Annotated in this window: 9 protein-coding genes and 2 pseudogenes; 2 read left to right on the top strand and 9 right to left on the bottom strand. The window is 47.0% G+C overall.

The features are described 5' to 3' along the window. Window positions 1-125 precede the first annotated feature (125 nt). The 9 genes and pseudogenes from aptA to metG form a co-directional block, all read right to left on the bottom strand. Entirely contained in the window at window positions 126-1,451 is a 1,326-nt protein-coding gene (gene aptA, locus AC0L6V_RS09465) for an omega-aminotransferase AptA (protein WP_409419718.1), read from the bottom strand. 126 nt (window positions 1,452-1,577) lie between these two features. After that, window positions 1,578-2,214 (bottom strand): annotated as a pseudogene (gene nth, locus AC0L6V_RS09460) (endonuclease III). Window positions 2,215-2,294: 80 nt separating this feature from the next. Then, window positions 2,295-3,057 (bottom strand): annotated as a pseudogene (locus AC0L6V_RS09455) (electron transport complex subunit E). A gap of 15 nt (window positions 3,058-3,072) precedes the next feature. Further along, window positions 3,073-3,690 carry an electron transport complex subunit RsxG gene (rsxG, locus tag AC0L6V_RS09450; protein WP_265219024.1) on the bottom strand — a complete coding sequence of 206 codons (618 nt, stop codon included), beginning with the start codon at window positions 3,688-3,690 and terminating at the stop codon, window positions 3,073-3,075. Beyond that, complete coding sequence (locus AC0L6V_RS09445) at window positions 3,690-4,679, bottom strand: RnfABCDGE type electron transport complex subunit D (protein WP_321160309.1); 990 nt, start codon at window positions 4,677-4,679, stop codon at window positions 3,690-3,692. The genes rsxG and AC0L6V_RS09445 overlap by 1 nt, the downstream gene beginning before the upstream one ends. A 68-nt stretch (window positions 4,680-4,747) precedes the next feature. Further along, on the bottom strand, window positions 4,748-7,453 hold the full coding sequence (gene rsxC, locus AC0L6V_RS09440) for an electron transport complex subunit RsxC (RefSeq protein WP_409419715.1): 2,706 nt from the start codon (window positions 7,451-7,453) through the stop codon (window positions 4,748-4,750). Next, complete coding sequence (rsxB, locus tag AC0L6V_RS09435; protein WP_418138967.1) at window positions 7,453-8,049, bottom strand: electron transport complex subunit RsxB; 597 nt, start codon at window positions 8,047-8,049, stop codon at window positions 7,453-7,455. Before rsxB ends, rsxC begins: the two co-directional genes overlap by 1 nt. 9 nt (window positions 8,050-8,058) lie before the next feature. Then, window positions 8,059-8,640 carry an electron transport complex subunit RsxA gene (gene rsxA / locus AC0L6V_RS09430; RefSeq protein ID WP_111606942.1) on the bottom strand — a complete coding sequence of 194 codons (582 nt, stop codon included), beginning with the start codon at window positions 8,638-8,640 and terminating at the stop codon, window positions 8,059-8,061. A 314-nt stretch (window positions 8,641-8,954) separates the two neighbouring features. Next, window positions 8,955-11,000 carry a methionine--tRNA ligase gene (metG, locus tag AC0L6V_RS09425; protein ID WP_265219413.1) on the bottom strand — a complete coding sequence of 682 codons (2,046 nt, stop codon included), beginning with the start codon at window positions 10,998-11,000 and terminating at the stop codon, window positions 8,955-8,957. A 232-nt stretch (window positions 11,001-11,232) separates the two neighbouring features. Here metG and apbC point away from each other — a divergent pair, with 232 nt between their 5' ends. Beyond that, on the top strand, window positions 11,233-12,303 hold the full coding sequence (apbC, locus tag AC0L6V_RS09420) for an iron-sulfur cluster carrier protein ApbC (RefSeq protein ID WP_265219029.1): 1,071 nt from the start codon (window positions 11,233-11,235) through the stop codon (window positions 12,301-12,303). 9 nt (window positions 12,304-12,312) lie between these two features. Next, on the top strand, window positions 12,313-12,897 hold the full coding sequence (gene dcd / locus AC0L6V_RS09415) for a dCTP deaminase (RefSeq protein WP_111606944.1): 585 nt from the start codon (window positions 12,313-12,315) through the stop codon (window positions 12,895-12,897). Window positions 12,898-13,729 lie beyond the last annotated feature (832 nt).

Here is a 13,729-nt window from a genome sequence, read left to right as displayed (position 1 = left end):
TTTTGGAAGTGCCATTATAGTGCAAGATTGCAAAGATGTGATAGCTAGATAAAATTGATATGGATCAAGATGTTGCGCCATGTCTATGAGCAACATCTTGATTATTGGGGATACATTAGTCTTGTTTAGCTTTGTTTTTGTAGTGTTTCGCCCAGTGCGTTGATCAAGCTGTCTATTTCAGATGGTTCGGTGGTGAAGGGCGGTGCTAATTGAATGGTATCGGCACCATAACGAACGTAATAGCCTTTGTCCCACATGGCCATGGCAATTTGGAACGGACGTTTGGCGGGTTCGCCATTGATGGGTGCAATGGTGATTCCTGCCGCGAAACCGTAATTACGGATATCCGTAATGAGTGGGCTGGCGTCTTTTAGCTGATGCACGCTGTTTTCCCAAGTCGCGCTCATACTATTGACTCGTTCTATCAAGCCTTGTTTTTTAATTTCACTAAGCGATGCTAAACCCGCAGCGCAAGCAATAGGGTGAGCCGAATAAGTGTAGCCATGCGGGATTTCTAACATGTATTCTGGACCGCCATTGTCCATGAAGGTGTCGTAGATCTCCTGCTTGAAAGCCACAACGCCCATTGGAATAACGCCGTTGGTGACTTGTTTTGCCATGGTAATGATGTCGGGCGTCACACCGAAAGCCTCAGCACCTGTTTTTGCGCCCATGCGACCAAATGCGGTAATCACTTCATCAAAGATAAGCAAAATATTGTGTTGATCACAGATCTCGCGCAAACGTTGTAAATACCCTTGTGGTGGCACAATCACTCCAGCAGAGCCTGACATAGGTTCCACAATGACGGCAGCAATATTCGATGCATCGTGCATCATGATTAGATTAAGCAGATCTTCAGCACGCTCTTTACCTTGCTCTGCCATCCCTTTGGAAAACTCACTGCCTGGCACTTGGGTGTGAGGCAAGTGATAGGATTCTAAGCCTTGACCATAAAGTGTGCGGTTCGCAGGAATGCCGCCAACGCTGAAGCCTGAAATGCCTGCGCCATGGTAACCTTTAGCGCGGCCAATGAACTTGGTTTTTGTGCCCATGCCTTTTTTACGCCAATAAGCACGAGCGACTTTTAAAGCCGTATCAACCGACTCTGAGCCAGAGCCCGTGAAGAAAATCCGGTTTAGTCCTGTGGGCATGAACTCGGTAATTTGCTCAGCCAGCAAAAAAGACTTCTCATGACCGAATTGAAAAGCAGGGGAGTAATCAAGCGTTTTGACTTGTTGTGCGACGGCCTCGTTGATAGCCGCAACGCTATGACCCAAGCCGCATGTCCACAAGCCAGATAAGCCGTCGAAAATCTTTCTGCCATCGGAATCGGTGTAATATTTTCCTGCGGCCGAGGCGATGATACGAGGGTCTTTTTTAAATTGACGATTGCCTGTATAGGCCATCCAATGGGCGTCAAGTTGGGCTTGGGTTAGATTGTGACTCATAGCATCCTCTCTCTATAAAGTGAAATATCAATAGAGTAAGCATGCCGAGCTAGAAAGGTTTAATAAATACGATGTTATTTAAATTTAGGTTAGTCTTTAGTTAACTAAAGAGAGTTGATTAAAAGATTAGGTTGAGGTCTTATCTTTAAATTCGCACAAGTCTTCAATCACGCATGCGTCGCACTTAGGCTTGCGCGCCACGCAGATATAACGACCGTGAAGTATCATCCAATGGTGTGCATCCAAAAGAAACTCTTTCGGGACAAACTTCAGCAGTTTCATTTCAACTTCTAGGACGTTTTTACCTGGAGCAACTTTAGTGCGGTTGCTAAAACGAAAGATGTGCGTGTCGACAGCCATAGCGACTTGGCGAAAGGCGGTGTTAAGGACCACATTGGCGGTTTTGCGGCCAACACCTGGTAGCGCTTCGAGCCTCTTCACGAGTTTCAGGGACGATACTGTTGTGCTTTTCGATGAGGATTTGGCAAGTTTTGATGGCATTTTCGGCCTTAGCGTTAAATAGGCCAATGGTTTTGATGTAGCTTTTTAAGCCATCTACACCAAGCGCCAGCATTTTTTCTGGTGTGTTCGCGACAGGAAAAAGCTTGCGCGTGGCTTTGTTAACACTCACGTCTGTGGCTTGCGCAGAAAATAACACCGCAATCAAAAGCTCAAAAGGTGAGTTGTATTCCAGCTCGGTTACGGGATTTGGGTTTTCAGCTCGTAAGCGAGAAAAAATCTCGTAGCGTTTGTCTTTGTTCACGTTTGACTGCCTTTATGACGCTTAAAATTCCCTCCCCTTATCTCTTCCAAGGGGAGGGTTAAAGTGGGGTTTTAAATAGGTTAACTAACTTGTCCAGTCACACGAACCCGTTTTGACGCACTTGGGCCGTCTTTGGCTTTTTGTGTGGCGATACGTTGCTTTTCCCGTTCATCAAGGTAGTTTTTGCCTGCGATTAACAAACCTAAGCCAATAAATGCGCCCGGTGGTAAGACAGCAAACAACACATTAGGATAGTTTTCGAATACCACCCATTTCCACCCAATGGCGACATCACCAAACAATAATTGCATATCAGAAAATAGCGTACCTTGGCCAATCAGTTCGCGCATCGCGCCTAGAGTCACTAGGATAAACATGAAGCCTAAGCCCATCATAAAGCCATCTATAGCCGATGGCAGAACAGGGTTGCGACTCGCAAAGGCATCGGCACGACCGAGAATGGCGCAGTTTGTTACGATCAGTGGAATGAAAATACCTAGAATTTGATAGAGCTCATAAGTATAAGCCTGCATCACCAATTCGATACAGGTCGTGAATGAGGCGATGATCATCACGAAGGCTGGCAGACGAACCGCATCAGCAACATAATTACGGATGATGGAAACGGCAATATTGGAGTCCCATCAACACAACCATGGTGGCTAAGCCAAGGCCTAAGGCGTTGACCACGGTACTGGTGACCGCCAGCATAGGACACAAGCCAAGCAATTGAACAAGGGCTGGGTTGTTTTTCCAAATGCCGTTATAAATGATTTCTGCGTAATTGGCGCTTGGTTTACTCTCTTCTTGAGTAGCGTCACTGGTTGCTGTTTCTGCGCTCATTTTCATTTGGCTATCCTAATACGCTAACAGCGTATCTTTGTGTTGATCAAAATAAATAAGAGTGTTCTTTACGGCGCGCACCACGGCGCGAGGCGTGATGGTTGCCCCTGTGAATTGGTCAAAATCTCCGCCGTCTTTTTTCACGCCCCAGCCTTTAAGGTCTGGATTGTCTAACGATTTGTTAGAGAAGCTGAGTATCCATTTGGATTTTTTAAGCTCCACCTTGTCGCCCAGCCCAGGTGTTTCTTTGTGACTGATGACTCGGCTACCGGTGACAATACCGTTTTTGTCAATGGCAACCAGCATGTCTAAATTACCGTTATAGCCACGCGGTGCGATGGTCTCGAAAATAATGGCAGTGACTTCGCCGTTTTTACGAGCGATGTGAATTTTAATGCCTTCTTCACTCCCCAATAACGGATCGGCAGGAAGAAAGGCTACGTCTTTGGTTAAATCGTTATCGTACAAATTGGCTGGCAAAATTTCGTTAAAGGCAGAAATTTGCGCTTCCAAAATATTGTCCTTAATGGTGTGATCGGTCAATTGATGCGTGATCGCGATGAGACCTGCAGTCAGCACGGCAAAGATAGCCAGACCTAGACTGTTGCGACGAATAGAGGCCAACAATTCCATTAGTTATCCTCCCCAACTTTTAAGCCTGTTTTGGCTTTTTTGTGGCCGTAGGTTCTGGGCTGAGTGTAGTAATCGATTAAAGGCGCGGCGAAGTTCATCAGTAACACGCCAAATGCCACACCATCAGGGTAGCCGCCCCAAGAGCGAATAATATAAATCAAGATGCCAATGCCGGCACCGTAGATCAGTTTGCCGCGATTACTGGTGCAAGAAGACACAGGGTCGGTGGCAATAAAGAAAGCACCAAACATCGCCGCGCCAGTGGTGAGGTGGAAAAACGGTGTTGCGGTGTTCGTTGGGTCCAATAAATGAAAGGCGCCAGACATGACCAACAAAGCACCCAATAGTGCCACTGGCGTGTGCCAAGTAATAATGCGCAACCCAATCAGAGCAAGACCACCCACAAGATACGCTAGGTTGACCCAAAGCCAGCTATTTAGACTTGGGCCTTGCAGCGCGGCAATGCTGCTAAAGGCCGCTTGGCTATCTAGTAAATCCTTGTGTTTAAAGCCATCTAAGGGCGTTGCCATGGTGTAGCTATCAATCACTGGCAGCTGATGGAAAATCGCCTGCAGGCTTTGCATGAAAGACATTGTTTCACCAGCTGACACCATGCTATGCACGCCTAGCCATTGACTCATTGGCACAGGAAAAGACACCAGTACGATGGCGTAGCCGACCATGGCTGGATTGAATGGGTTATTCCCTAAGCCGCCATAAAGCTGTTTGGCAAAGATAATCGCAAAAGCGACCGCTGTGACCGTTACCCACCAAGGCACAATGGGAGGAAGCGCAACGCCCAATAACACAGCGGTTAATAGTGCGCTGTAATCTTTCAAGAAAAAACCAACCTGACGGCGACGAATCGCCAGAATAGCCGCTTCACTTAATAATGCCGTGATGCAGGCAATCATTAGGTTGACTAACGTGCCCCAGCCAAATAACCAAGTTTGTACCACGATGCCAGGAATGGTCGCTAAAATGACCATCTGCATCACCCAAGCGGTGCGACGTCCTGCACGTTGTGTGTGGGGGAGGTGATCCTCAATAATGCCATCTAACGATTCTCTTGCAGGTTGGTTTGCGAATGAATAAGTTTTTCTAATAGTGCTTCGGCGCTTTGTAGGCGTTGCTCTGTTGTTGCTATCTCTTGCTTAATGTTGTCTGCGTCTTCCGGTGAACTTTCTAGGCGCTTATTCAGTTTATTGATTTGCGCTTTAGCCAAAGCCACGGCGATTTTTTCTTTTTTGATCTGGGTTGCTAAATCCATTTCTGGTTCGGCTTTGGCTTCGCTTCTTGCAACTGCATCCGCTGTTTTTTCTGCTGGAGTAGCAACTGGAGCTGCAGTTTGTGTGCTTTCTTCCGCTTCAAGAACGGTAAGTTTTTCTTGCGCTTCTATCAATTTCTTAGGCCATTCTGACGCTTCTATTTCGCTTTCATCTTTGCCTTGTTCTTTCAAAAGCTGGATGTTTTTCTCGGCTTTTTTCACGCCTGCCTTGGCGATGGCAAGATCAATTTTACGTTTCTTAGCGGCATCGGCATCCACACTGTTTGGTGCCACTTCGGCAATTGTTTCTGTCTTTGGCGTCGTGGTTGCTGGATTGGCTAAGGCGTTTTCCAGTTCGTCCGCTCGCTGTTGCGCTTCTTTTAGCTGTTGGCGAATGGCGTCGATTTCGGGGGCTTGAATCTCTTCTGCTTTTTTCAAGGCTTTTTCGACTTTCTTCACCGCCGCTTTGGCAATGGCTGCGTCGATTTTGAGCTTTTTCAGTTCATCGCTGATGGCCGGTTTGCTGTCTGCTTTGTTGTCATTGGCAGGTGCCGCTGCTGGAGCGTCGCTTAGCTTGGCGGCTTTATCTTGTGCTGCTTTTAGGTCTGCCTCAAAAGCGGTAACCTTGTCTTGCAGCTCTTGATCGGCGGGATTGTCTGCTAACTGTGCTTTTAGCTTTTTCAGTTTGACGCCAATGAGTGCCACATCCACTTTGGCCTTTTTCAATTCGTCATTAACCGGCGCAGGGGCAGGTTTAGTCACGTTGGCTTCAGCCGCAATGGGTGCAGCTTCAACTGTTTTGGCGAGCTGATCTTCAAGTAAAGCGACGGCTTTTTCTTGTTCAGTCACTTGTAGCTGCAGGTTGCTGATTTCCTCAACATGTTCGTTTTCTTGTGCTTCAAGCAGCTGTTTTTGTAGCTTTTTCAATTTGGATTTGCTGATGGCGATGTCCACTTTGAGTTTTTTCGATTCGTCAGTCGTTGCAGGCGCAGCAGTGATCGTTGGAGCTGCGTTTGTCGGTGCGGCTTTTTTCTCTTCCGCGGCTTTGCTTGGTGTCGCTTTTTGACGAGCAAGGCGCTTGGCTTCTTTTTCAGCGGCTTCGGCGTCTTGACGAGCTTTGCGTGCCTCAAAGCGTTGCTTAGCCAAATCAGATTTCACGGTGGCTTCACGGGCTTCGCGTATGCTGCTTTTGGTATGGCGATAATACTGCACCAATGGAATGCTACTTGGGCATACATAAGAACAAGCACCGCATTCGATGCAATCAAATAGATTATGGTGTTCGGCTTTTTCGAATTCTTGGCTTTTGCTAAACCACAACAACTGCTGAGGTAACAAGCTGGCAGGGCAGGCTTGTTCGCACATGCCGCAGCGGATGCAGGCTTGCTCAGGTGCGGGTGGTGGAAGCTCTTTTTTACTGGCGGCCAAAATGCAGTTACTGGTTTTGACAATCGGTACAGCGGCGGAATTTAATGTGTAACCCATCATTGGGCCACCCATGATCAAGCGGTTGAGTTTTTTCGGTTCAGATTCCGCGTAATCCAATAAGTGCGCAACTGGTGTGCCAAGCAACACTTCGACGTTTTGCGGTGCTTTTAAGGCATCGCCTGTTAGCGTGGTAAAGCGTGAGATCAGAGGCTTTCCAAACGTAATGGCATCGTGAACTGCCACGCAGGTTCCAACGTTTTGACATAATATGCCGATATCCGCTGGATACTGTCCGCTTGGTACTTCTTTTCCTGTTAATAACTGAATTAACTGTTTTTCACCACCAGAAGGGTATTTGGTTGGCACCACGGCAATTTGAATCTTGCTGTTGCGCTTGCCTAATACGGCTTGTAAGGCCGCAATAGCGGTGGGTTTATTGTCTTCGATGCCAATAACAACGTGATCCGCCTGCACAAGGTGTTGCAGTATCTCGATGCCGAGCACCAATTCTAGGGTTTTTTCACGAATTAGCATGTCATCGGCCGTGATGTAAGGTTCACATTCTGCGGCATTGATAATGAAATGCGTGAGTGGGTTCTTATAGGCGCCTTGAAGTTTCACTTGTGTCGGAAAGCCCGCACCGCCCATCCCGATAATGCCCATTTCAGACAAATACGCCAACACATCGGTTTTACTGATGTCTTGCCAATGATTTAAAGGCTCAAGTGTGGTCCAAGTATCGTGGCCGTCTGGCGTGATAATAATACAAAGGTCGCTTAATCCAGAAGGATGGGCAATCAGGCGTTCTTCAATAGCGGTAATCGTACCAGAAGTCGGTGCGTGTAAAAAACTGCTTAAAAAGCCATTGTTGATGGCGATGGTTTCGCCTTTTAACACCTTATCGCCTACCTTGACTAAAGGGCGAGAGCTTTGGCCTATGTGTTGTCCAAGTGGCAAAATAAGCTCGCTTGGTAGACTCGGTCGACCTAAAGGCAATTGTAAGGATTGAGCTTTGTTTTCCGCTGGGTGAATACCGCCATGGAAAGAAAAAATCTTGGCTGCTTGCATTAGTGTGCAACCTCCGTTTGGCGATCGGTGGCAATAATATTTAATGAGGTTGCGGCAATACCTTGTGGTTTGTCCCAAGACCAAGTTTTCGCTGTCACGCCTACTTCTACCATATCAATACAATCTACAGGGCAGGCTTCGACACAAAGGTCGCAACCTGTGCATTCATCTGCAATGACGGTGTGCATTTGTTTCGCCGCACCTAAAATCGCATCCACAGGACAAGCCTGAATGCACTTAGTGCAACCAATGCACTCGTCTTCACGAATCACCGCAACGCGTTTGGCTGTTTCGGTGCCGTGATCGCCGTCTAAAGGAATGGCTTCCACATCTAATAAATCGGCTAACGCTTGGATCGTCGCTTGTCCCCCAGGAGGGCAGTGATTAATGGCTTCGCCGTTGGCAATGGCTTCCGCATAGGGACGACAACCTGGGTGGCCACATTGACCGCATTGTGTTTGCGGCAACAGAGCATCAATTTGGTCAACAATTGGGTCGCCTTCCACATGGAAGCGCACATTGGCGTAACCTAGGATGGCACCAAAAATAAGTGATAAAAGGACTAAAACTCCAATAGCGAGTAGAACGGTTAGCATCGTCGACTCCTAAATCTGTACAAGGGCGGTGAAGCCCATGAAAGCCAAAGCCATCAGACCGGCGGTAATCATACCAATCGCTGAACCTTTAAAAACCGTTGGCACATCGGCCACGTTAATGCGCTCGCGCATAGCAGAAAACAGAACCAATACAAAAGAGAAACCGACCGCAGCACCAAAGCCGTAAAGAATCGATTCGACAAAGCCATTTTGTTTGCTGATGTTCTGTAGCGCCACACCTAATACCGCACAGTTGGTGGTGATTAAAGGCAAGAAAATACCTAATACGCGATAAAGCAGAGGACTGGTTTTATGCACTACCATTTCGGTGAACTGCACAACAACAGCAATCACTAAAATAAAGGAAATGGTCTGTAAGTACTCCAGTCCAAATGGCTGCAAAATATAGGTGTAAGTGAGATAGCTGCATAGACTCGACAATGTCAAAACAAAGGTCGTGGCCATGGCCATACCAATAGAGGTTTCTAATTTGCCAGATACGCCCATAAAAGGGCAAAGTCCCAAAAACTGTACCAATACAAAGTTGTTAACCAAGATGGTACTGACCAGTATCAAGAGATATTCAGTCATCTCACTTCCAAAAATATAGGAGACCTATGCACAATGTTGTGTAAAGGTTTCATTAGGTGAATATGGTGATTTTAGATGCTTTTGCTGAAAAGTATCTTTGAGCGTAACTATACCAATCTGCTTATAACTAACAAGACTAAAGCTTTTGTATTTCTAGTCCGATTTAGTATATAGATAATAAGTTATGCTTATATAAGTTCGGTTTATGTTTCTTTATTAATGCTAATGCCCACCTTATTAAGAATGTTTCTTATTCACTAAGGTGGGCATGGTTATTTATCGCATTATTGAGAACAACACGGATGTTTTCTGTCTTACATCACTCGTTGACCGGGTTTGGCACCAGTATGTGGTTCAAGCAAATAAATCTCTTCCCCACCTGGGCCTGCAGCCAGTACCATGCCTTCTGACATACCAAACTTCATTTTGCGTGGCGCAAGGTTAGCGACCATCACAGTGTGTTTGCCTTCTAGATCTTCTGGCTTATAAGCTGACTTAATACCAGAGAACACAGTGCGAGTCTCTCCGCCGATATCCAACGTCAGTTTTAATAGCTTGTTGGCTTTTTCAACGTGCTCGGCTTTGACGATCAAGGCAATGCGCAAATCCACTTTGGCGAAATCATCAAAATTGATTTCCTCTGCGATGGGGTCTTTGCTTAGCTCTGTTTCAGCAGGCAGTGCAGCGGCTTTTTCGGCGGCGTCGGCTTGAGCTTCTTCTTTGCCTTCTTCAATCATGGCATCGATTTGTGTTTGCTCAATACGACCCATTAAAGGTTTAAAGGTATTGACCGTACGACCAAACAGCAATTCACTGCGATTGTCCCAAGTCAGTTCTTTACCAAGGAAGGTTTCCGCATCGGCGACCATGTTTGGCATCACAGGCTTCAAGTACGTGGCTAAGATGCTGAATAGGTTCAACGCAACCGTACACACGTCTTGTACTTTCGGTAAGGTGGCTTCGTCTTTTGCCAATACCCAAGGCGCTTGAACGGCAATGTATTCGTTTGCCACATCAGCTAAACGCATCACTTCACGAATCGCTTTACCGTATTCGCGGCTTTCAAAATGCTGAGCGATGATGTCGCCAGAATTGATGAAAGATTGAATCATCTCGCCTTCACTTTCAGTGCTGGCCAATTGACCATCGAACTTTTTGCTAATGAAACTGGCGGTACGGCTTGCAATATTGACCACCTTGCCGACCACATCCGAATTGACGCGCTGAATGAAGTCTTGCAGGTTTAAATCAATGTCATCCACGCTGGCGTTTAGCTTCGCAGCAAAGTAGTAACGCAAATACTGTGGATCCAAGTGGTTCAAGTAAGTACGGGCTTTAATAAAGGTACCGCGTGACTTGGACATCTTAGTTCCATTGACTGTCACATAACCATGGGCATTAACTTTGGTTGGTGTGCGGTAACCCGCACAATCCAACATGGCTGGCCAGAATAGCGCGTGGAAGTTGATGATGTCTTTACCGATAAAATGGTATAGCTCGGCATCAGAATCTTTTGCCCAATAATCATCAAAGTTCAAGCCTTCCGTGCGGTCACATAGGTTTTTAAAGCTCGCCATGTAACCAATCGGTGCATCTAGCCAAACATAGAAATATTTGCCTGGTGCATCGGGAATTTCAAAACCAAAGTACGGCGCATCGCGGCTGATGTCCCATTCTTGCAAGCCAGAACCTAGCCATTCGGACAGCTTATTAGCGACTTGATCTTGCAAGGTTCCACTGCGCGTCCATTTTGTTAAAAAGTCTTGGAAGTCCGGTAACTTAAAGAAATAATGCTCAGACTCTTTTTCAATCGGTGTGGCGCCCGAGTAGACCGAGCGTGGATTGATCATTTCCATCGGTGTGTAAGTGGCTGAGCAGACTTCACAGTTGTCGCCGTATTGATCTTCTGCTTTACACTTAGGACAGGTTCCTTTGATGAAACGGTCTGCAAGGAACATCTCTTTTTCAGGGTCGTAAGCTTGTACGATAGAGCGAACCGCTATTTTTCCGTTATCACGTAGCGCTGTGTAAATGCGGTTTGAAATCTCACGATTTTCGTCAGAATGGGTAGAATAATAGTTATCGTAACCGATCAAGAAGTCGTTAAAATCGGCCATATGTTCTTGACGAACGCCATCGATCAATTCTTCTGAGGTTATGCCCTGTTGATCGGCTTTAATCATAATTGCTGTGCCGTGAGCGTCATCCGCACACACTGCAGTACAAAGGTGGCCGCGCATTTTTTGAAAACGCACCCAGATGTCGGTTTGGATGTGTTCCAGCATATGCCCTAGATGGATAGAACCATTGGCATAAGGAAGGGCGCTGGTGACTAAAATTTTGCGTTGCGTTTGTGCCATTTTTGATAAGCCTGCTGGATTAAAAAAGGTCGGGTATTCTAGCAATAAATAGGCACCAATGACGAATAAATAACGTGCCTAGGCTATGGATAGAATGTAGAGAGCGTCATTATAAGACCCAGCTCCCTCTGTGCAAGTCTTCACACTTGCTTTTCCGTAATTTGCCCCCACATTTGGCACAAGTCCCAAAAATTAAATACTATTCGATATTACCGCCTCACTAGGAGTTCCCATGTTAACTGATGCCCAATTACAGGCGAGATTAGAAGCCCTTATTGATGACAACACAGGGCAAGCGTACGGCCCTGTATGGAAAGTCCTCGCGGACAATCATCGTGTTCATGTCACCTTGACCCTAGGCTATCCAACACAAACACAACAAACGGCTTTAGAGACCAAGATAAAAGCCATCATGGCAGATCCCCGTGAATTGGTACTAGACATTGAGTGCCAAATCACAAGCCATGCCACGCAGGGCAACATCGCCGGGCTAAAAGGTGTGAAGAACATCATCGCCGTGGCGTCTGGTAAAGGTGGCGTGGGCAAATCTACCACCACAGTAAACCTTGCCCTTGCCATGGCAAAAGAGGGCGCGCGCGTTGGTATTTTGGATGCTGACATCTATGGCCCAAGCCAAGGCATGTTGCTTGGTTTCGCCGAAGGCACACGTCCACAAGTACGCGAAGACAAATTTTTTGTGCCGCCTACCGCGTTTGGCGTGCAAGTGATGTCCATGGCATTTTTAACCACGAAAGACACCCCTGTAGCGTGGCGTGGCCCCATGGTAACGGGTGCCTTGATGCAGATCTTGACGCAAACTGACTGGAATGATCTCGACTACTTATTCATCGACATGCCACCGGGCACAGGGGACATCCAATTAACCCTAGCGCAAAAAGTGCCAGTGGCGGGTTCCGTTATCGTGACCACACCACAAGACATCGCCTTACTGGATGCTCGTCGTGGTATCGAAATGTTTAACAAGGTGAAAATTCCTGTGTTGGGCGTGGTGGAAAATATGTCGACGCACATCTGTTCCAACTGCGGCCACCACGAAGCCATCTTCGGTGACGAAGGCGGTGCCAGCCTAGCAAAAGAATATAATGTCAATGTATTGGGCAAATTGCCACTTAGCCTCGCCATTCGAGAACAAAGCGACGCAGGTCGCCCCATCGTCGTTAATGCGCCAGAAAGTGATACGGCAGGCATTTATCAGTCGATTGCGCGCAAGCTTGGTGCTACCCTTGCATCCCAACAGAATGAACAAATAGCCATGCCGACCATTGGCATGAGCGACGACTGAGGAAAAGTAATGCGTTTGTGTGACCGAGATATTATAAAAGCCCTAGATGAAGGTTCTATTGTGATTGAACCTCGCCCTGATAACAGCGTCATCAGCGGTGTGTCTGTGGATTTGCGATTGGGTAACTCGTTTCGAGTCTTCCAAGGTCACCCAGCGCCATACCTCGACCTAAGCAGCTCAAAAGCCGACTTAAGCAAAGTCATCGAATCCGTCATGAGCGACGAAATCCTCGTTGAAGACGGCAAGCCTTTCTTCATCCATCCGGGCGAATTGGTGCTTGGCGTGACCAAAGAATCTGTCACTCTTCCTGACAACCTAGTCGGCTGGCTCGATGGTCGCTCCTCCTTAGCGCGCCTCGGCTTAATGGTTCATGTCACCGCGCACCGCATCGACCCAGGTTGGAGCGGCGGCATCGTGCTTGAATTCCTCAACGGCGGCAAACTGCCCATCGCCCTAAGCCCAGGTATGACCATTGGAGCCATCAACTTCGAGACCATGTCTGGCTCGGCGGATCGCCCTTATAACAAACGCGCCAACGCCAAGTACAAAGACCAAACCTCCGCGGTTGGCAGCCGGATCTCCGGCGAGAACTAGTTTTTCATTGCAAATTTTTTTAAGAAAGAGGCTCCGGCCTCTTTTTTTGTGTCTAAATTCCCTCCCCTTATGTCTTCCAAGGGGAGGGTTAGGGTGGGGTTATTTCTTTGGGCTTTAAAGGATATTTGTTTCTTCTCAATTGCTTTTAGCTGCAGGTTTATTCCGCTCTGCTGAGCGGGTAACTTTTTGCTAGCGCCCAAAAAGTAACCAAAAATTCGCTTTAAGATCTTTAATGCCTGATTTTCTTCGTAGGTGCATGATTACTTCCTACGCTCTAGGGTAGTAAGGCATAGATTGCTTATTTAGTCAGAGATAGATCATCAAACAATGACCCTGAAACTCCATAAAGTCGCGCAACTTCGTCGCGTCGAACTGATTTCTTCGTAGCTAATCGTTTGCAATTTTTTACTTGATATCGCAATGCCAATCGTAGGGCGTGATGAGGGAGGTACGACCGCTTTTCTGTAATATAAGAGCGCCGTTGAAAGCGAAGCTTTCACATGTAGGTCGTCCTTCAGGGCGACGCGGAATTTAGATTCCATTCAAACGCTTTTTATCCCCAACCTTTTTTCCGCTCTGCTGAGCGGGTAACTTTTTGCTAGCGCCCAAAAAGTAACCAAAAATTCGCTTTAAGATCTTTAATGCCTGATTTTCTTCGTAGGTGCATGATTACTTCCTACGCTCTAGGGCAGTAAGGCATAGATTGTTTTTGATGATTTTAGAAATGGTATTTTTAACTGACCCTGAAACGCCATAGGGTCGCGCAACTTCGTCGCGTCGAATTGACTGCTTCATAGAGGCAGATTTTCGTAGGGCGGATGAGGGAGGCACG

Source organism: Marinomonas sp. G8-14, from assembly GCF_055808935.1.
This window is presented reverse-complemented; position numbering and strand designations above follow the sequence as displayed.